Origin of the sequence: Ornithinimicrobium jinqii, from assembly GCF_045032595.1 — a bacterium.
Lineage (GTDB): Bacteria > Actinomycetota > Actinomycetes > Actinomycetales > Dermatophilaceae > Ornithinicoccus.
The window spans coordinates 89,089-108,331 of record NZ_JBJFZS010000001.1 but is presented as its reverse complement, the minus strand read 5'-3'; the positions used below and the strand labels follow the sequence as shown (position 1 = coordinate 108,331).

Annotated in this window: 16 protein-coding genes; 10 read left to right on the top strand and 6 right to left on the bottom strand. The window is 71.9% G+C overall.

Annotation, left to right across the window (positions count from 1 at the left end; translation table 11 throughout):
* Positions 1-68: 68 nt before the first annotated feature.
* The 4 genes from ACI3ET_RS00390 to ACI3ET_RS00375 form a co-directional block, all read right to left on the bottom strand.
* Entirely contained in the window at positions 69-1,205 is a 1,137-nt protein-coding gene (locus ACI3ET_RS00390; protein WP_405030911.1) for a TRAP transporter substrate-binding protein, read from the bottom strand.
* Complete coding sequence (locus tag ACI3ET_RS00385) at positions 1,205-2,443, bottom strand: hypothetical protein (protein ID WP_405030910.1); 1,239 nt, start codon at positions 2,441-2,443, stop codon at positions 1,205-1,207. The genes ACI3ET_RS00390 and ACI3ET_RS00385 overlap by 1 nt, the downstream gene beginning before the upstream one ends.
* A complete protein-coding gene (locus ACI3ET_RS00380) occupies positions 2,440-3,435 on the bottom strand; it encodes a molybdopterin-dependent oxidoreductase (protein ID WP_405030909.1) in 996 nt (331 codons plus the stop codon). Before ACI3ET_RS00380 ends, ACI3ET_RS00385 begins: the two co-directional genes overlap by 4 nt.
* 306 nt (positions 3,436-3,741) lie before the next feature.
* Positions 3,742-4,977, bottom strand: a complete 1,236-nt coding sequence (locus ACI3ET_RS00375) for an MFS transporter (RefSeq protein WP_405030908.1) — start codon at positions 4,975-4,977, stop codon at positions 3,742-3,744.
* A 229-nt stretch (positions 4,978-5,206) separates the two neighbouring features.
* Between ACI3ET_RS00375 and ACI3ET_RS00370 the strand changes: the two genes are divergently transcribed.
* On the top strand, positions 5,207-6,091 hold the full coding sequence (locus tag ACI3ET_RS00370) for a hypothetical protein (RefSeq protein WP_405030907.1): 885 nt from the start codon (positions 5,207-5,209) through the stop codon (positions 6,089-6,091).
* Positions 6,092-6,107: 16 nt separating this feature from the next.
* On the opposite strand, the gene ACI3ET_RS00365 is transcribed toward ACI3ET_RS00370, so the two are convergent.
* Together ACI3ET_RS00365 and ACI3ET_RS00360 are read right to left on the bottom strand one after the other, a co-directional pair.
* Complete coding sequence (locus ACI3ET_RS00365; protein WP_405030906.1) at positions 6,108-7,286, bottom strand: fumarylacetoacetate hydrolase family protein; 1,179 nt, start codon at positions 7,284-7,286, stop codon at positions 6,108-6,110.
* Positions 7,283-8,140 carry a fumarylacetoacetate hydrolase family protein gene (locus ACI3ET_RS00360; protein WP_405030905.1) on the bottom strand — a complete coding sequence of 286 codons (858 nt, stop codon included), beginning with the start codon at positions 8,138-8,140 and terminating at the stop codon, positions 7,283-7,285. The genes ACI3ET_RS00365 and ACI3ET_RS00360 overlap by 4 nt, the downstream gene beginning before the upstream one ends.
* Positions 8,141-8,282: 142 nt before the next feature.
* Between ACI3ET_RS00360 and ACI3ET_RS00355 the strand changes: the two genes are divergently transcribed.
* The 9 genes from ACI3ET_RS00355 (at position 8,283) to ACI3ET_RS00315 (ending at position 19,198) form a co-directional block, all read left to right on the top strand.
* Positions 8,283-8,972, top strand: coding sequence for a FadR/GntR family transcriptional regulator (locus tag ACI3ET_RS00355; RefSeq protein ID WP_405030914.1), 690 nt, complete (start codon positions 8,283-8,285; stop codon positions 8,970-8,972).
* A 233-nt stretch (positions 8,973-9,205) separates the two neighbouring features.
* A complete protein-coding gene (locus ACI3ET_RS00350) occupies positions 9,206-9,958 on the top strand; it encodes an SDR family NAD(P)-dependent oxidoreductase (RefSeq protein WP_405030913.1) in 753 nt (250 codons plus the stop codon).
* A 27-nt stretch (positions 9,959-9,985) separates the two neighbouring features.
* Positions 9,986-10,753 (top strand): SDR family NAD(P)-dependent oxidoreductase, encoded by a 768-nt coding sequence (locus ACI3ET_RS00345; protein WP_405030904.1) that lies wholly within the window; start codon positions 9,986-9,988, stop codon positions 10,751-10,753.
* Between the two features lie 139 nt (positions 10,754-10,892).
* A complete protein-coding gene (locus tag ACI3ET_RS00340) occupies positions 10,893-13,466 on the top strand; it encodes a UxaA family hydrolase (protein ID WP_405030903.1) in 2,574 nt (857 codons plus the stop codon).
* A 42-nt stretch (positions 13,467-13,508) separates the two neighbouring features.
* Complete coding sequence (locus ACI3ET_RS00335; protein ID WP_405030902.1) at positions 13,509-15,008, top strand: aldehyde dehydrogenase (NADP(+)); 1,500 nt, start codon at positions 13,509-13,511, stop codon at positions 15,006-15,008.
* Positions 15,005-16,345 (top strand): nickel pincer cofactor-dependent isomerase, group 22, encoded by a 1,341-nt coding sequence (locus ACI3ET_RS00330; RefSeq protein ID WP_405030901.1) that lies wholly within the window; start codon positions 15,005-15,007, stop codon positions 16,343-16,345. The genes ACI3ET_RS00335 and ACI3ET_RS00330 overlap by 4 nt, the downstream gene beginning before the upstream one ends.
* Complete coding sequence (locus ACI3ET_RS00325; protein ID WP_405030900.1) at positions 16,336-17,088, top strand: (Fe-S)-binding protein; 753 nt, start codon at positions 16,336-16,338, stop codon at positions 17,086-17,088. The genes ACI3ET_RS00330 and ACI3ET_RS00325 overlap by 10 nt, the downstream gene beginning before the upstream one ends.
* On the top strand, positions 17,085-18,530 hold the full coding sequence (locus ACI3ET_RS00320) for an LUD domain-containing protein (protein ID WP_405030899.1): 1,446 nt from the start codon (positions 17,085-17,087) through the stop codon (positions 18,528-18,530). The genes ACI3ET_RS00325 and ACI3ET_RS00320 overlap by 4 nt, the downstream gene beginning before the upstream one ends.
* 5 nt (positions 18,531-18,535) lie before the next feature.
* Positions 18,536-19,198 (top strand): LUD domain-containing protein, encoded by a 663-nt coding sequence (locus ACI3ET_RS00315; RefSeq protein ID WP_405030898.1) that lies wholly within the window; start codon positions 18,536-18,538, stop codon positions 19,196-19,198.
* The last annotated feature ends 45 nt before the right edge of the window (positions 19,199-19,243 follow it).

Sequence of the window (19,243 nt, the reverse complement as noted above, 5' to 3'; positions counted from 1 at the left end):
TTCTGAAGAGGGAGGGCGACGTCCGGGGGGGGTTTGCTCTCCCCCCCCCCCCCCCCCCCAGGATCCGCTTAGTTCTGGGTCTCGTCCTGGACCCGCTGGATCAGCTCCGCGCCGATCTCGTCCTCCCACTGCTCGTACACCGGCTGGACGGCCTCCTGGAACGCCGCCAGCTCCTCGTCGCTGAGCTCGGTGATCTCCATACCCACCTCGGCGAGCGCCTCACGCGCGTAGTCCGAGTACTCGCGGGAGATGGTGCGCTGGTAGCCCGCAGCCTGGATGGCGGCCTCCTGGATCAGGGCCTGGTCCTCCTCGGACAGGCCCTCGTAGAAGTCCTCGCCGATCAGGATCAGGAACGGGGTGTAGACGTGCCGGGTCTCCGACCCGTAGTCCTGCACCTCGTTGAAGCGGGACGTGAGGATGGTCGACCAGGGGTTCTCCTGCCCGTCCACCACCCCCTGCTCCAGGGCGCTGAAGACCTCACCGAAGGCCATCGAGGTCGGGTTGGCGCCGAGCGTCTCCCAGATCGACACCTGGATCGGGTTCTCCATCACCCGGACCCTCAGGCCCTCGACGTCCTCAGGAGTGCTGACGGCCCGCTGGCTGTTGGTCAGCTGACGGTAGCCGTTCTCCGCCCAGGCGAGGCCGGTGATCCCGGAGCCGTCGAAGGCGGCCAGCATCTCCTGACCGATCTCCCCGTCGAGCACCGCGTCCGCGTCCTCGGGGGTCGGGAAGAGGAAGGGCAGGTCGAAGAGCTGCAGCTCGGGCACGATCGAGGTGGCGGGGGAGGTGGACGGATAGGTCATCTCCAGCGTGCCGCTCTGCAGGGCGTTCATCATCTGGAGGTCGTCGCCGACCTGGCTGTTCGGGAACAGGTTCACGTCGATGCGCCCGTCGCTGCGCTGGTCGAGGATCTCGCCGAAGTAGTCGACCGACATGGCCTGCGGGGAGTCCTCGGCCAGGCCGATGCCGAACTTGATCTCGTACGAGTCGCCGTCGGACACGACGTCACCGTCGATGGCTGGTGGGTCGGACAGCTCGGGGCCGTCGCTGCCTGCGTCCGCAGTCTCGGTCTCCGAGCCTCCGTCGGCGCCGTTGTCGGCGGCGGGCTCATCCTCACCGAAGCCGCCGCAGGCGGTCAGGGTGAGGGCCCCTGCGAGCATGAGGGCCGTGGACATGGCCCGTCGGGTGTGCGTGCGTGTTCTCATCAGTTTTCTCCTGGGGTCGGGGGGTCTGGTCTTGTTCGGCCGGAGGGGGCGCTGGACGGCGTGCTCGGGCCGTCGGGCCTGGGGACAGGCGGTCCGCGTGGAGCGGTCGTCCGCGTGCTGGTCAGCTGATGGTAGGCCGCCACCAGCATCGCGACGAGGAGCACACCGCCGAGAAGCGGCTCGGCGAGTCGCAGGTACGGGGTGGTCGCGGCGAGGGTGTCGAGGACGGGTACCGCGGGCCGGGACGTGGCGACGCCCGCCCCGTTCGTCCCGGCGTACCAGCGGGTCGTGGTGCTCGGCAGTGGGATCGTCGTGCCCCGGTCGGTGCCGGCGACGCGCAGACCCAACCGCACCGGTTCGGTCGTGGCGGCCAGGGCGTAGACGTGGGTGTTGCTCAACCGGTCCTGCTCCACCTGCCAGGTGAGGCCGCCGTCCTCGGTGAGCTGGGTGCCGGCGTTGCCGGTGCCGTCCGCCAGCCCGCTCCCGCCCGAGACGAGCCGGGCGGGGTCGGCCGGGTCCCACACGACGGCGTGGACCGCGTTGTACCCCAGCCCTTCGGACCGTTCAGACCAGGTCAGGCCGTCGTCGGAGGAGGTGAGCAGCAGAGGAGCGCCGCGGGTGCCGACCCAGACGTCGCCGGTGTCGTCCCACCTGCCGAGCGCGACGACGTCCACCTCGGGGAGGACCATTTCGACCTGTCCGTCGTGGTGCAGCAGGGCAAGGCCGTCGGGGTGGCTGAACAAGATGCCGGCCGGTGTGCCCACCACGGCTCCGACCGGAGCCGACCCCGAACCGCCGACGGGCCAGACCAGCTCCCAGTCGCCCTGCGGCCTCAGCCGGTGCGCTCCGGAGGCGCCACCGGCGATCAGCGCGGTGCCCTGCACGCCCAGCGCGTGCACCGGGCCGTCGGTCAGGCTGGGGAGAGCCTGCGGGTCCGGGTCCACCGGCTCCACCCCGCGGTCGGTGCCGGCCCAGAGCTGACCGGCCGCGTCCACGGCAAGGGCGTTCACCGGGCCGTCCACGCCCAGGTCGTGCTCGCTGCCGTCGGGGTCGAGGCGGTACAGCCCGGCACGGGTGCCCACGAGCACGGACTCGCCCTGGGCTCTCATCGTGAGCACGATCTGTCCGGCCAAGGGGCCCTGTACCCAGCTGCCCAGGTCGGTGGGGACCTCGATCCGGGCCAGCGCGAGCACGGCAAGGGTCAGCACGCCCAGCGACGCCCAGGTCAGCGGCCTCATGCGGCGACCACGGTCACCGAGTCGACCCACTTCAGGCACAGCTCGCCGATGACGCCCGGGGCCATCATCCGGGCCGGGTGGCCGTGCTCGGGGGTGAGGTCCACGCCGTCGACCTCCCAGGCCACCATCGTGCGCGGGTCCTCCACCTGCTCGCGCAGCAGCGCGACCCGGTAGCCGGTCGTGCTGCGCACCACCACGCTGATCAGGTCCGAGGACGCGCCGGCGGTGCGCAGCAGGTCGCGCAGCGGCACCCCGCCCCAGGTGCGGGTCGCCGACCAGCCGAGCACGCAGTCCAGGCTGTACCTGTGTCGTTCCACGGCCCCGGCGCGGAGGTCGGCGAGGGAGAGGACCAGGGGTCGCTGCACCTCTCCGTCGATGCGCATCCGCCACGTCGCCGGGTCGGGCTGGTCGGCCCCGCCCGAGGTCAGCGTCACAGGGAAGTCGTTGGGTCCCTGTCGGTCCAGCTCGGCCACGCTGCCCGCGCCGACCCGCACCGCGCCCCACCCGACCAGGGCGAGGCCCCCGGCCAGCAGAAGGTGCCGACGCCCCGTCGCCACGACCGGCTCTGCGGAGCGGATCGCATACCCGACCGTCGCCCGGGCGCGGCTCAGGAACCGCCACAGGTGATAGGTCAGGATCGGGACTCCTGCCACGGCCGCCCACAGGTGCACCAGCTTCAGGGTCCCCCCCGGGAGCACGCCCCAGTTCCCGTACATCGTCACCCCGCTGCCGTAGAGGGCGAGGACCACAGCGACCAGGGCCGCGGTCATCAGATGGTCGAGCCGCCCGGACGGTGGCGTCCGCGGACGGGTCGCCCGGCGCCGCCAGGACACGGCGCCAGCCACCGCCTTGACCGCCAGCACGGGAAGTCCGAGGAGCCCCGTGTAGGCGTGCACCGCGATGAGCGTCATCGCGGTGCCGGTCCCGAGGGTGAGCTGCAGCCAGATCGCCAGACCGCTTCCCGCGCCGAGCACCAGAAACCCCAGCAGCACCAGTCCGACCGGCGCGTTCAGCGAACGCCACCATGACGACGCGGGGGTGGACCGCGTTGTCGGACCAGGCTGCGGGGGCATGGAGGGGACGTGCCTTCCGTAGGTGGCGCATCCTCGCGCCAGAGGATCAAGTCATCTGATGTGTGTCCCATGTCTAGTCCCTGGCACCACGGGGCGCAACACCAAGGGGCGCATCGTCACCGGGTCGTGACATTGGGCGAGGAATCCGCGGAGCGAGAGCCGCGGGGGAGGTATGAGGTCCTGGGACGCCGTCCGGATCAGGACGTGGCGCGGGGGCGCGGCTCGTCAGACATCGGACCACTGGACCCGCGTAGTGCGAAGTTCACGCCGCCGGACCGCACGGCGCGCGAGCAGCACCCCCGCGACCCCGGCAAGGAGCAGCGGGGCCTGACCGACGGCGAAGGCGAGCCGGAAGTCGGCCAGGGCGTAGTCGCCGGAGGGCTGGCTGAGGTCCAGGATGAGGCCGACCAGCAGGATGGCCAGCACCGAGGCCAGGTAACCTCCCACGTTCACCAGGCCGGTGGCCGTGCCCAGGTGCGCGTGCGGCACGGAGGTGCGGGCGAAGTCGAAGCCGATGGTGCAGGCGGCCATGCCGGCGGCCGAGACCACGGCCAGGACGGTCAGCTGCCAGAACGGCCGAGGAGTTGCCGGCAGCAGGATGCCGGCCCACACCAGGGTGGTCGCAGCGACGGTGAGAAGGACGATGAGAGATCGCCGGGCCGGGTAGCGGCCGACCAGATCACCCAGCACCAGCCCGATGAGGATGGTGGACAGGGCGGCGACGGTCAGCAGGGCCCCCGCCCGCGGCGCGCTCAGCCCGTGCCCGGCGGTGAAGAAGGGCACGCCCCACAGCAGCAGCAGCATGTTGCCCGGGAACAGGGTGACGAAGTGGGTGAAGAACCCCAGCCACGTTCCTGGCTCGCCGACCACCACGCGCAGGCCTGCCAGCACCGAGCCTCGACCATGAGCGGCCGGGTTCGCGGTGGTGCCCGGCGGCAGGTCACGCACCAGGGCGAGCACCAGCAGCGCGACGACCAACCCGGCTCCCGCCAGGGAGCCGAAGGCCGGCACCCAGCCGAAGGCCAGCAGCACCACGAGGAAGGGCACCGCGGAGATGACCTGCCCCAGCTGCCCGAGGATCCCGCTGACCTGGGTCATCATCGGCACGACGCGGGGTCGGAACCAGACCGGCAGCAGCCGTAGCACCGAGACCAGGGTTGCCGCGTCGCCCAGGCCGATGAGGACCCGGGCGGCCAGCGCCAGCGGCATGGTGTCGGCCAACGCCAGCATCAGCTGGCCGGCCCCCATCAACAACGCCCCCGCAGCGATCATCGCCCGGCTGCCGACCCGGTCCAGCACCAGGCCCGCCGGGATCTGGGCCGCGGCATACACGCTGAGCTGGATCACCGAGAAGGTGGCCAGGGTGGCCGCGCTGATCGAGAAGCGGTCGATCGCGGCCGGTCCGGCGACACCCAACGAGGTGCGCCCGGTGACGGCGATGACATAGGCGGCCAGCGCCACGCCCCACACCACGAGAGCCCGGGTGGTCCCCACCCCGGCCGCGGCAGGGGCGGCTGTCGACGCGGTGATCCTGGTCCTCCTGGAGGGTCCGGCGGGTGGGGTCGGCGCGACGGGCGCCGCCGCAAACCCTACAAGGGCCGGTGGGTGTACCGTCCTGAGTCCTCCGCAGGGCTCGCCAGAGGTCCAGGTGCTCCTCGGTCGGACACCCACCACGAACGAAGGAGACATCATGCTGAGGTCCGAGATGGTCGACGCGGTCGCACGGTCCGGTTTTCCGGCGCTCGTGCAGGAGCTGCCGACGTCCGGGAGGAGGTTCGCCGACGGGCGTGCCTGGCGGATCGAGATCCCGAGCTGCGAGGGGCCGAGGGTCATGGCGGAGGTGCTCGAGGCTGCGGACGAGCTGGACGTGCCCGTCCACCGGGTCTCCCAGGGCAGCGGCGTCATGATGCTCCGGGACGCGGAGATCCAGGACATGGTGCAGATGGGTTCCGACCACGACGTCGAGGTCAACCTGTTCATCGGTCCACGGGCAGCCTGGGACGTGGGTGGCCAGGCCAAGGTGACGGCAGCGGTGGGTGGCGCGGCCCGGGGCAACGAGATGGTGGCGGCCTCCCTGGCCGAGGCGAGCCGAGCCGTCGAGCTGGGCATCAGGTCGTTGCTCGTCGGTGACCTCGGGACGCTCTCCGTGCTCGGGGCGGAGAAGGCGCAGGGGCGGCTCCCGAAGGACCTCGTCCTCAAGACCAGCGTGGTGATGCCGCTGACGAACGGTCCGACGGCGGCCGTCTACGAGCAGCTGGGCGCCACGAGCCTCAACGTCTCGACCGACCTGACCCTGGGCCACCTGGCGGAGATCCGCCAGGCCGCCACGGCACCGATCGACATCTACGTGGAGGCGCCCGACGACCAAGGAGGGGCAGTCCGCTACTACGACGTCCCCGAGCTGGTGCGCATCGCTGCCCCCGTCTACCTCAAGCTCGGCCTGCGGAACGCACCCAACATCTACCCCAGCGGCCAGCACCTGGGGGCAGTGCCGGCCAGCCTGGGTCGGGAGCGGGTCAGGCGGGCGGCCCTGATGCTGGAGCTGCTGCGTCGGCAGCGCCCCGACCTCGGCTAGCTAGGTCACAGTCAGGTCAGGGGCCCGGTCGACGCGTGCCCGCCTCCCGTGTCGTCTGCAGGTAGGTGAGGAGCTGCTGGATCCCGAACGTCCACGGGTCCAGCTCCTCGGTGCGCCCGACGGTGTTCCGCAGCGTTCCCAGGAGCGGGCTGCTGATGGACACCACGTCGCCGATCTCGTGGGTGAACCCCGAACCAGGGGTATGACGATCGTCCACGGGCGCGAACAGGGTGCCGGTGAACAGGACGAAGCCGTCGGGGTACTGGTGGTGGGCCCCGTGCGTCGCTGCCACGAGCTCCTCGAAGGGGCGACTGAGCCTGGCGACGTTGTTCTCGCCCTCGAGCAGGTAGCCCCCGGCGCCCTCCACCCTCAGGCTGATCCGCTCGTGACGCAGGTCGTCGAGCGTGAAGGCCGCCCCGTCGAACACCCTCACCAGGGGTCCGAGCGCCGTCGACCCGTTGTTGTCCTTGGCCTTGCCCAGCAGCAGGGCGCTGCGGCCCTCGACGTCGCGCAGGTTGACGTCGTTGCCGAGGGTGGCGCCCCGGGGCATGCCGCGGCTGTCGACGACGAGCACGAGCTCCGGCTCCGGGTTGTTCCACCGGGAGAAGGCCGGGATGCCGATCGAGGCGTTCGTCCCCAGCGCGGACAGCACGGGCGCCTTCGTGAACACCTCCGGGTCGGGACCGAGTCCCACCTCCAGGTACTGCGACCACAGGCCCTGCTCGGTGAGGACCTCTTTCACCCGCTGGGCCTCCGCGCTCCCCGGGACCACGTCGCTCAGACTGGTCTCCAGGATGCCGGCGAGAGCGGCGCGCGCCTCGGTCGCGCGTGACGGGTCTCCGGCACTGCGCTCCTCGATGACCCGCTCCACCATGCTGTCGACGAAGGTCACCCCGCACGCCTTGATGACCTGCAGGTCGACGGGCGCCAGCAGGTGGTCCACGTCACGGCGGCCGACCCCGGGCAGCAGGTCGTCCAGCGACCACCGCCCCGACCCCTCGACGGACCGCAGGAGCTCCACGAGGTCGGACCGCTCGAGGAGCTCGGACACGGTCGCGGCGACCTCGACGAGGTCGTGGACCTCTCCGTCCCGGACCAGGACGGGGCGGGGACCCTGGGTGGCGGCGTGCCACACGCGTCCCACGAACAGGGCGTCGTCGTCTCGTCGCGGGAGCACGCCGGTCAGGTCGCTCAACGGGGGCCCCTCACCAGGCGCTGGGTCTGCTTGCCCAACCCGTCGATGCCCAGGGTCATCTCGTCACCCGGCTGGAGGTAGGGGTATCGCCCCGAGAGCGCCACGCCCTCCGGTGTGCCGGTGTTGATCAGGTCTCCGGCCTCCAGCGCGAGGAACTGTGAGAGGTGGTGGACGATCTGCGCCACGGAGAAGATCATGTCCGAGGTGCTGCTGTCCTGCCGACCTTCGCCGTTGACGGTGGACCACACGCGAAGGGCCTGGGGGTCACCCGCCTCCTGCAGCGGGACCAGCCACGGGCCCAACGGGTTGAAGGTGGGGCAGCACTTGCCCTTGGACCACTGCCCGCCCGACTGGGCGAGCTGGAAGTCCCGTTCGGACACGTCGTTGCTCACGACCAGCCCCGCGATGTGGTCGAGGGCATCTTCCGCCGAGTCGAGTCGCCACGCCTTCCGGGCGATGACCACGCCGAGCTCCACCTCCCAGTCCACCTGCTCTGCGCCCGAGGGGATCTCCACGTCGTCGTACGGTCCGACGACGGTGTTCGGGTGCTTGAAGAACAGGATCGGTACCTCCGGTGGTGCCGCCCCGGACTCCGCGGCGTGGGCGGCGTAGTTCTGGCCGATGCACAGGACCGCCGACGGCCGGGCGATCGGGGCTCCCAGGCGCAGGGAGCCCGCGTCCTCCACGGTCGGGAGGCCGGACCGCTGCACCGCCTCACGGATGCGCTCCACCCCCCGGTCGGCGAGAAAGCCTCCGTCGATATCGGCCGTGAGCGGTCGGAGGTCGTACACGACCCCGTCGACCTCGACGGCCGGAAGCTCGTGCCCCGGCTCTCCCAGGCGCATGATCCTCACGTGGTTCTCCTCTTGCGGGTCCGAGTGGTGCCTCAGTATGTCGACTCCGTCCAGAGGGGGCAACCACCCGGTCGCCGATCCATCTGACGTCTGCACTCCCCGTCCCTCGTCCCGCCACCAGGTCAGTGGTTAGATGGCGCTTGTGTCGGTGACCGAGGCAGCGATCCTCAAGATCAAGCAGATGATCCTCTCCGGCGAGCTCCGCCCGGGGGACAGGATGCCCCCGGAGGCGGAGCTCAGTGAGCGGCTCGGGCTGTCCCGCAGCTCTCTGCGGGAGGCGGTGAAGGCCCTGGAGATGGTCAACGTGCTCGACGTGCGGCGTGGGGACGGGACGTACGTCACGAGCCTCGAGCCGGCCATGCTCACCCAGGCGGTGGGCTTCGTCGTGGAGCTCCAGCAGGGCCGGACCGCCCTCGAGCTCATGGAGGTGCGCCGCATCCTGGAGACGGCCGCCGTGCGTCGCGCTGCCGTGCGCATCGACACCGCCACCCTGGCGCAGCTGGCCGAGGAGGTGGCGGCATGCACGGACGTGGACACCGAGGTCCTCGTCCGGCACGACGCCCGGTTCCACCGCCTCATCGCCCAGGCTGCCGACAACTCCTACCTGGTGGGCCTGCTGGACGCCCTGAGCCCGCGGACCGTGCGGGTCCGGGCCTGGCGCGCCATGACCGAGAGCGGTGTCGTGGAGCGCACGATCGCCGAGCACCGGGCCATCGTCATGGCCCTGCAGGCCCGCGACCCCGACCTCGCGTCGGCCTGGATGACGGTGCACATCCAAGGGGTCGAGGAGTTCCTGCGCCAGAACCTCGAGTCCATCGAAGAGGCGCAGTGACCGGGACGGCACGCTCGAGAGCGGAGGGGCGTCTGTTGTCAAACATCGGACCTATCCCTACAGTGGGAGGCGCCGACCTGAGCAGTCCTCCCGCCGATCCGCTCGGCCCCCCGTCCTGCTCTGCGTGATCGAGGATGGAGTCCAGACCCGTGCCCACCGTGCCAGACCCCCACCACCGACCCGCCCACGAGACGGCTGCGGCGCAGCCGCGCGACGAGGGGGACTTCGCCGGCGTGACGGCCGTCGTGACGGGTGCCGCCTCCGGCATCGGCGCGGCGACGGCGCAGCTCCTCGCTCGACGAGGGGCTCGCGTCTTCGGGCTGGACCGGGCTCCGTACCCCTCGTCCGACCCGGACGCACGACGCGCTGACGTCGAGATGCTCGTGGCCGACGTCACGGACCAGTCGTCGGTCGACGCGGCCGTCGCCACGGTCGTCCGACGGGCCGGCGGGATCGACGTCGTCGTCAACAACGCGGGGGTGGGTGCTGCCGGCTCGGTCGTGGACAACTCCGACGACGAGTGGTGGAGCGTCCTCGACGTCAACCTGATGGGCATCGTGCGGACCACCCGGGCCGCGCTGCCGCACCTGGAGCGGTCGGAGCGCGCCGCCATCGTCAACACGTGCTCGGTCGCGGCCGAGGTCGGGCTTCCCCAGCGAGCGGTCTACAGCGCGAGCAAGGGCGCGGTCCTGGCACTGACCAGGGCGATGGCGGCCGACCACCTCGCCCACGGCGTCCGCGTGACGGCCGTCAACCCCGGGACCGCCGACACGCCTTGGGTGGGTCGGCTGCTGCAGGCGGCGGCCGACCCGGCGGCCGAGCGCGCCGCGCTGGAGGCCCGACAGCCCACCGGCCGCCTGGTCAGTGCGCTCGAGGTCGCCGAGGCCATCGCCTACCTGGCCAGCCCACGGTCCGGTGCGACGACCGGCACGTCCCTGACCGTCGACGGCGGCCTCACCGGGCTGCGGTTGCCGGCCGCTCGCTGACCCCTCACCTTTCAAGAAGGAGACGCCATGGACCTACGATTCGACGACGAGGTGGTTCTCGTGACCGGCGCCAGCACGGGGATCGGTGCCGCCGCGGCCCGCCACTTCGGTCGGGCCGGCGCCACGGTCATCGTGCACTACAACGCCAACGGAGAGCGCGCCGCCGAGGTCGTGCAGGACATCGAGCAGGGCGGCGGTCGTGCCGTCGCTGTGCAGCAGGACCTCTCGGAAGCGTCGGGAGCGGTCGCCCTGGCCGAGCACGTCCTCCAGGAGTTCGGCCGCGTCGACGTCCTGGTCAACAACGCCGGCGGCCTGATCGAGCGTCGCCCCCTGGGGGAGCGGGACGCGGACTTCGTCCGGCGACTCCTCGACCTCAACGTCGGGCAGCTCATCGCTCTGTGCGAGGCCGTCGCCCCGGGGATGGCGGAGCGGGGCCGGGGATCCATCGTCAACGTCGGATCGGTGGCCGCCGTCACGGGTGGCGCAGGCGGGTCCGCCGTCTACGCCACGACGAAGGGTGCGGTGACCACCTACACGCGGGGCATCGCCCGCGAACTGGCTTCCAGCGGTGTCCGGGCGAACACCCTCGCGCCCGGGGTCATCGAGACGCCGTTCCACGACCGCTGGACCACCCCGGAACAGATGCGGGGCATGGTGTCCACCATCCCCATGGGCCGAGCCGGATCCGCGGGCGAGTGTGCCGGGGCCATCCTGTTCCTCGCGCACGACGGGGCGGCCGGCTACATCACCGGGCAGGTCCTGCCCGTCAACGGGGGGCAGCACTTCCTTGGCTGAGGACCAGCGGCCCAGGTCGACGACCACGGCGCCACCCCTGGCTGTGCTGCCCGCACCCCTGGACAACGTGGCCGTCGCGACCCGTCCCCTCCGACCCGGCGATGAAGGGCCCGTGGTCCACGGGACGACGGTGCGAGTCGTGCACGACGTCCCGGAGGGGCACCGGATCGCGGTGGCGCCGATCAGGGAGGGAGAGGTTCTCTCGTCCTGGGGCCGACCGTTCGCCGTCGCCGTCGCAGACCTCGCACCGGGAGACTACGTCCTCTCGGACCGGATGCTGGGGGTGCTGCATACCCGCGGGGTGGTCGGACAGTTCCCCGAACCCAACGTCGTGGACCACCCGTTGGAGCCGTGCACGCTGGATCGGACCACGTTCGTCCCGCCCGAGCCCGAGCAGGCGATCGCCGACGGGCGCACCTTCCTCGGGTACGACCGAGGCCGCGGGCTGGGAGTGGGCACGCGCAACCACATCGTCGTCGTGGCCACCAGCTCCCGGACGGGAGCGTTCGTCCAGGCCCTGGAAGGACGACTGCGGGACATCGGTCGGGACGGTCGTGCCGGGGCGGGGATCGACCCGTTGGTGACGGTCGTCCACACGGAGGGAGGGCGGCGCCGCCTGACGCACAACCGCGAACTCGTCCTCCGGACCCTCGCCGGGTATGCGGTGCACCCGAACGTCGGTGCGCTGCTGGCCGTCGACGAGCCGGACGGTGGTCTGGGCAACGATGACCTCCGCGCCTTCCTGTCGGCGAACTCCTACCCCAGCACGGGCCGGCCGCTGACCTTCTTCAGCCGCAGCCGCAGCGTCGAGGAGGATCTCCAGGACTGCGAACGCCAGGTGCGAGCCTGGGTCCCCGAGGTCGCGGCCGAGCGCACGGAACGGCCGCTGTCCGACCTGACCCTGGCGCTGCAGTGCGGGGGCTCGGACGCCTTCTCCGGCATCACGGCCAACCCTCTCGCCGGCGCCGTCGCCCGACAGCTGGTGCGTCGGGGCGGCACGGCCATTCTTGCCGAGACGGACGAGCTCGTGGGGGCGGAGCAGTACGTCGTCTCCCGGGCGCGGTCCGCCGACGTGGCCCAGCAGTTCCTCGACACGGTCGCCCGGTTCACCGAGCAGGTGGGCAGGCACGGACACAGCGCGGAGACGAACGTCGCCGGCGGAAACCTGTGGCGGGGTCTGTACAACATCTCCATCAAGTCTCTGGGCGCGGCGCGCAAGCTCGACCCGAGGCTCGTGCTCGAGCACGTGGTCGACTACGCCACGGCCCTGCGCGACCGGCGAGGGTACATCTTCATGGACTCTCCGGGGAACGACCTGGAGTCGATCGCGGGAGAGGTGGCCTGCGGCGCCAACATCATCTTCTTCACGACCGGCAACGGCTCCGTGACCAACTTCCCGTTCGTCCCGACCCTCAAGCTGGTCAGCACGACGGGTCGCTACAACCTCCTCCCCGCCGAGATGGACGTCGATGCCGGACGCCTGCTGACGGGCGAGTCCATGGACGGGCTCACCGAGGAGGTGCTGGACCTTTCCGTCGCGGTCAGCAGCGGGCAGCGGTCTGCGGGTGAACGTGCCGGTCATTCGCAGGTGTCGCTCTGGCGGGAGTGGAGCCGCGGCCACGGCGAGCCGGCCGCAGCGCCGGAGGAGGCGCTCTCGGAGCCGGAGACCACCGGCCGCCCGCTGCCGGTGGTGGGCGTCCCCGCCCCCGAGCTGGTGGCCCGGTTGCGCGACCTGGAGGTGCCTCGCGACGTCGGCCTGGTCATGCCGACGAGCATCTGCTCCGGACAGGTCGCCCAGCGGGTCGCCCGTGGCCTCAGCGAGTCTGCCGGCCCGGTCCCCTCGGTCGCGTTCGCGGCGCCGGCGCACACCGAGGGGTGCGGCGCCAGCAGCGGGGCCTCGGAGCAGATCTTCGCGCGGGTGGTCATCGGGCACGCACGTCATCCCCGCGTACGGCACGCGCTGATGCTCGAGCACGGGTGCGAGAAGACCCACAACGCCTACTTCCGCGAGGTCATGGTCGAGCAGGGCGACGCCGACCTGGCCGAGCACCTCGGCTGGGCCAGCATCCAGCTGGACGGGGGGATCGACGCTGTGGAGCGCAAGATCCGCGACTGGTTCGTCGATCCGCCCGTCCTCGAGCAGGCAGCGCGCCCGCTCGTCATCGGCCTGCACGCCGTGGGCCCGGTGCCGCCGGGGGCGGCCCGGGGCATGGCCCAGTTCGCCGCCGCCCTGGTGCGTGCGGGGCACGCCGTCGTGGTCGTCGACGGTCCGCAGGGACTGCTGCGCTCGACCGACTTCACCGACGCACTGCTCTCGAGCGACCCCGAGCCGACGCTTCGCCACGGCGAGGCGCCCGACGAGGCGGGGATGCACGTCATGGCCGGACCCGGGGAGGACTGGCTCGAGGCCATGACGGCACTGGCCGGCGCCGGCGCGGCGGCCGTGCTGACCCACGTGGACCGGCTGACGGTCCCCGGGCACCCGTTCGTCCCTGTCCTGCAGTTCTCGACGGATTCTTATACGGTCGAGGCGCGGGGCCGTGATCTCGATCTCGGTCTGCCCCACGCGGCCGAGGGCATGGCACCCTCGGACGTCCTGGCGCTCGCTGATCTGCTGGCGCAGGCCGTCCAGGGGCAGTACGAACCCGCGGCGGCACGCGCGGGCCTGACAGGTTTCCAGGTGAGCCGAGGTGGACTCGGAGTCTCCATCTGAGCCCCCCCACACCACCACTTCTCGACGGAAGGCAGTAATCTCATGAACCCTCAGCCCACGGTGAGCGACACGACGGAGCACGAGGTCGAGGCCCTGGTGACGCAGGCCACGCAGGCCGCCCCGCTCCTCGCGGCGACCGACAGGGCGCGACGTGCCGTCGCGCTGCGGGCGGTCGCAGACGACCTGGACCTGGCGCGGGCCGAGCTGGTGCAGCTGGCCATGGAGGAGACCCACCTGCCACAGGCACGCCTCGAGGGGGAGGTGGGTCGGACGACGGGCCAGCTGCGGATGTTCGCGACCGGTCTCGAGGAGGAGGACGGGCTGGTCGACGTCATCATCGACACCGCCGATCCCCAGGCAGCTCCGGTCCCGCGTCCTGACCTGCGGCGCATGCAGGTCCCGGTGGGGCCGGTGGTGATCTTTGCCGCCAGCAACTTCCCGTTCGCCTTCAGCGTCGCCGGCGGTGACACCGCCGCCGCCCTGGCAGCCGGGTGCCCGGTCGTGGTCAAGGCGCACCCGGGACACCCCCGCACGTCGGCACGGACCGGGGAGATCGTCCAGCAGGCACTGTCCCGGACCGGGATGCCCGACGGCTCTTTCGCGCTGGTCCACGGCCACGACGCCGGCGTCACGGTGCTCACCCATCCGGCGATCCGGGCAGGTTCGTTCACCGGGTCGATCGCCGGGGGCCGGGCCCTCTTCGACATCGCCTCCTCGCGGGAGGTGCCGATCCCGTTCTATGCGGAGATGGGCTCCCTCAACCCGACCTTCGTCACCCCGGCGGCGGCGGCGGCCCGGACGGAGGAGATCGCCAACGGTTTCATCGAGTCCTTCACCATGGGGGTCGGTCAGTTCTGCACGAAGCCGGGGCTGCTGTTCCTGCCCCGCGGGAGTGCCCTGAAGAAGGCCATCGTCTCGGCGGCCGAGGGTCGTCCCGGGGGCCGGATGCTGATGCCGCGGATCTTCGAGGGCCACCAGGAGGTGCTGGGCAGGATCAGCGGGCGTCCGGGGGTCGAGGTGCTCGTCGACGGGTCCGCAGACGCCGACAGCGGCTCTGCGGCACCGACCGTGCTCAGCACCGACGTGCAGCACCTCGTCTCCGACGCGGACGAGCTCCTGACGGAGTGCTTCGGCCCCACCACCGTCCTGGTCGAGTACGACGGGCTCGACGACGCGGTGCGGGCCGCCCGCGTGATGGAGGGAAACCTGACGGCCACCGTGCACGGTGAGCCGTCCGACTCCCAGGACACCGCGGTCACCGACCTGGTGGGGGTCCTGCAGGACCGAGCCGGGCGGGTGCTCTGGAACGGGTGGCCCACGGGTGTCGCCGTCTCCTGGGCGCAGCACCACGGCGGTCCCTACCCGGCCACCACCGTCGCCTCGCACACGTCCGTGGGGATGACGGCCGTCCGGAGGTTCCAGCGACCGGTCGTCTTCCAGGACTTCCCGCAGGACGCCCTGCCGGTCGAGCTTCGCGACGCAGGTCCGGGCGGGTTGGTCCGGCGGATCAACGGCAGGCTGACGACCGAGGACGTCGCATGAGCGAAGGGCCTCCAGGGACCCCCTCGTCCTTGCTCGACCAGGTCGCCGACCTGCACGTCCCGCTGCCGGAGGGCGCCACGCTCCCACGGGTGGTGCGGGCCCGCGTCCCCTCCGCGCCCACGGCCACGGTGGACATCGACGGCACCGTCGGTCGCGGGATCGCCCAGCTCGGCCGCGAACAGGGCGGGCTGGCCGGCCGGAGGATCGCCGTGGGGGTGGGCAGCCGTGGCGTCCGTGACGTGGCCGCGCTCGTCCGGGCCACGGTCCGGGCCCTGCAGGACGCAGGCGCGGTGCCGTTCATCGTCCCGGCGATGGGGTCGCACGGCTCCTCCCAGGCAGAGGGTCAGGCGCAGGTGCTCGCCGACTACGGTGTCACGGCCGAGACGATGGGGGTCCCCGTGCGGGCCACCATGGAGACGATCGAGGTCGGGCGCACCCGGGGCGGGGTGCCCGTGAGGGTGGACCGGTTCGTCGTGGAGTCGGACGGCGTGATCGTGGTGAACCGGGTCAAGCCGCACACCGACTTCGCCGGCGACTTCGGCTCCGGCCTGGCCAAGATGGCTGCCATCGGCCTCGGGAACATCGAGGGGGCGACCCTCATCCACGCGGACGGGAGCGCAGAGCTCCCGCGGGTCATCAGCGAGTGGGTGGAGGTCATGAGGGAGAAGGATCTCCTCCGTGGGGGCGTGGCGGTGGTCGAGGACGGGTCCGGCCGCAGCGCGCACGTGGAAGTTGTCCCTGCTGCCGGGATCGCCGGTCCTGCCGAGAAGGCACTGCTGCGCCGCGCCCACGAGCTGCACGGCCAGCTTCCGTTCGACCACCTCGACGTCGTGCTGGTGGACCGCATGGGCAAGGACGTCTCCGGTGCCGGGATGGACACCAACGTGATCGGCCGCTTCTGGGTGCCGGGGGTCGAGGAGCCGGAGGGCATGCTCGACGCCCGCACGGTCTGCGTCTTCGAGCTGACCCCGGCCTCGCACGGCAACGCCTCCGGCCTCGGCATGGCCGACCTGATCCCCCGTCGGCTGGCGGACCAGGTGGACCTCCGCGCCACCTACATCAACTCCCTGACCTCCAGCACCGGCGGCGTCCGTCGCAGCCGCCTCCCGATGGTGCTGCCCACGGACCGTGACGTGGTCCATGCGGCCGCCCGGATGTGCGGACGCAGAGACCTGTCCCGTCTCCGCCTCGTCCGGATCGAGTCCACCCTCGAGGTCGGACAGATGCTCATCACCGAGGCCCTGGTCGACGAGGCCAGGGGCAGGGGGTTGGAGATCGTCGGGGACGTCGAGCCCATCTCCTTCACCGAGGACGGAAGGTTGGAGTCGTGGCTGTGAAGAGGGTGGCGCTGTTCGTGACCTGCGCGGCGGACCTGGCGATGCCGGGCGTCGTCCAGGCGACCAGGCGCCTGATCGAGGCGACCGGGGCGACGGTCGAGGTCCCTCAGGGGCAGAGCTGCTGCGGTCAGGTGGCGCTGAACAGCGGGCACACCGCGCCGGGGCTCGCCCTGGCCCGGCACTGGGTGGAGACGTTCCGTCCGTACGACCTCGTGGTCGCTCCCTCCGGGTCCTGCGTGGCGACCGTTCACCACAGCTTTCCCCGCCTCGACGAGGACCCTTCCTGGCAGGCCGAGGTCGATGACCTGGCGGGGCGGACCATGGAGCTGACGCAGTACCTCGTCGCGCACGGGCAGGGTCTGGAGTTCCAGCTCGACGCCACGGTGGCCTGGCACCACTCCTGCCACATGCTGCGGATGCTGGGCGAGGCGACCAGCGCGCTGACCCTGCTCGGACGCGTCGAGGGGCTCACGGTGCGCGAGTTCGACGAGGAGCGCACGTGCTGCGGGTTCGGCGGCACCTTCTCCACCAAGTTCCCGGAGCTCTCGGCCGCCATGGCGGACCGCAAGCTCGACAGCTCCGCCGCGTCCGGCGTCGACCACCTGGTGTCGGCGGACCCGGGGTGCCTCCTGCACCTGGCTGGCCGCCACGAGCGTGAGCACCGGCCCGAGGGACGGCCGATGCACGTGGCCGAGCTGCTGGCACGGTCCCTCGTCCGGAACTCCGCAGGGGTGTCGGCATGAGCACCACGTCGCGTGCCCTGGCAGGCATGGAACGGGTCGCGGTGGAGCGGCCGGAGTGGGCCGGGACGACGATCCCCCCGCACCGACGCCCGCTGCCGCTCATCGTCAAGGAGGCCGTCGCCCGGCCGGCCTCTGCCGCCACCGCCGACCGCCTCAGCGCGCGGAGCCGGGAGTGGGGGCTCGGCACGTGGACCGGCCCCCGGGCGGAGGCCCGGGACCGGGCCGCCGCCATCCGCCGGCAGACGCTGCCGGACCTCGAGGGGCACCTCGCGCAGCTGACCACGCAGCTGACCTCCCGCGGCGCGCACGTGCACCGCGCCGCCGACTCGCGCGAGGCCCTCGCGGCGATCGACCGGATCCTCGAGCCCCACGACGTCCAGCTGGTCGTCAAGTCGAAGTCGATGGTCACCGAGGAGATCCATCTCAACGCCCATCTGCAGGCACGCGGCCTGGACGTGGTGGAGACCGACCTCGGCGAGTACATCGTCCAGATCGCCGACGAACGTCCTGCGCACATCGTGGCTCCGGCCGTCCACCTGTCCCGGCAGGACGTCCGGGCGCGGTTCTCGGCCCTGGCCGACCGGGACCTGGGCGACGAGCCGGCCGACCTGGCCCGTTTCGCCCGGGACCGTCTGCGGGAGGACTTCCATCGGGCCGACGTGGGCATCAGCGGCGTCAACTTCGCCGTCGCCGAGACGGGCACGTTGGTGCTGGTGACCAACGAGGGAAACGCCGACATGGTCACTTCCCAACCGCGGATCCACATCGCCGTGATGACCCTGGAGAAGGTGATCGCGGACGCCGAGGCGCTGTCCACCCTCCTGCCGCTGCTGTCGCAGGCCGGGGCGAACCAGGAGGTCACCGTCTACCAGACCTTCGTCAACGGCCCCCGCGGGGAGGGGGAGTCGGACGGGCCGGAGGAGCTGCACCTGGTGATCCTCGACAACGGACGGTCCTCGCTGCTGGGGACCCGGTACGAGGACGTGCTCGCCTGCATCCGCTGCGGGGCCTGCCAGACCGCCTGCCCGGTCTTTGCGACCGCAGGTGGGGGCCACTCGTACGCGAACGTCTACGGGGGGCCGATCGGGGCCGTCATCACCCCGTTGTTGTCGGACCGCCCGGAGGACCGCGACCTGGCCTACCTGTCCAGCCTGTGCGGGGCCTGCGGGGACGCCTGCCCCGTCAAGATCCCCCTGCCCGACATGCTCATCGACCTGCGCAGCGACTACCAGGACGAGCACGCCTCGAGGGCGACCCGGGCCGGGTGGTGGGCGTGGTCCGCGGTGTGGTCCACCCGCCTGGGGTATGCAGCGACGGCCCTCGGTGCGCGGGTGTCGTCCCGGGTTCCGCGCGCCGTCATGGAACGCCTGCCGATGGCTCGGCGGTGGAGCCGGGGCCGGACGCTGCCGCGTCTCGACGGAGCCGGCCGAGGGAGAGGGTGACGAGCATGGCTGCCTCAGCGGCGGAGGAGATCCGTCAGGACCAGGTGGAGCCCCGCGAGATCCGTTTCGCGCGTGCCCTGGAGTCCCGGGGAGGGAAGATCGTGCACGCCCGCGACGAAGGACACGCCCGCGACCTGCTGGTCGACCTGCTGGCGGGCCGCACGGCCTGCGTGGACGACGATCCCGTCGTGCGGACCATCCTGGGCGATGCCGCCGTGGTCGACGACCCCTGGGAGGCGACCGTCGGGGTGACGACGGCGCTCTGCGCCGCCGCCGACACGTCGACCCTCGCCCACCCGTTCGACGCCCGGCACCGGAGGTCCACCGGCCTGGTGCCCCCCACGCACGTCGCCCTCCTGCCGGTGGACCGACTGCGGGACACCTACGCCGAGGTGCTGCAGGAGCTGCTCTCCGTGCGACCGGCCCCGAGCGGGATGCGGCTGGAGACCGGGCCCAGCAGCTCGGGCGACATCGAGCAGATCCACGTGCGGGGCATGCACGGCCCGGTGGAGCTCGTCGTCCTGATCGTGGGGTCGTGCGCCGCCGAGGCCGAGGCCTCGGGGACCCAGGCAGCCGCCGGCGCGCGGCAGACGGACGGGGAGCCGACGGCCGAGCCGGCTCCGCCCGAGACCGGTGGACCGGACGCGGCCCCGACGGAGGACGGCTGAGGATGCCGTCAGCACCTCGCCGCAGGGACAGAAGTAGGATGTCTG

Coding starts and splice junctions, on each gene's coding strand:
- ACI3ET_RS00390 (WP_405030911.1), bottom strand. CDS start 1,205: ATGAGAACACGCACGCACACCCGACGGGCCATGTCCACGGCCCTCATG.
- ACI3ET_RS00385 (WP_405030910.1), bottom strand. CDS start 2,443: ATGAGGCCGCTGACCTGGGCGTCGCTGGGCGTGCTGACCCTTGCCGTG.
- ACI3ET_RS00370 (WP_405030907.1), top strand. CDS start 5,207: ATGCTGAGGTCCGAGATGGTCGACGCGGTCGCACGGTCCGGTTTTCCG.
- ACI3ET_RS00345 (WP_405030904.1), top strand. CDS start 9,986: ATGGACCTACGATTCGACGACGAGGTGGTTCTCGTGACCGGCGCCAGC.
- ACI3ET_RS00335 (WP_405030902.1), top strand. CDS start 13,509: ATGAACCCTCAGCCCACGGTGAGCGACACGACGGAGCACGAGGTCGAG.
- ACI3ET_RS00330 (WP_405030901.1), top strand. CDS start 15,005: ATGAGCGAAGGGCCTCCAGGGACCCCCTCGTCCTTGCTCGACCAGGTC.
- ACI3ET_RS00320 (WP_405030899.1), top strand. CDS start 17,085: ATGAGCACCACGTCGCGTGCCCTGGCAGGCATGGAACGGGTCGCGGTG.
- ACI3ET_RS00315 (WP_405030898.1), top strand. CDS start 18,536: ATGGCTGCCTCAGCGGCGGAGGAGATCCGTCAGGACCAGGTGGAGCCC.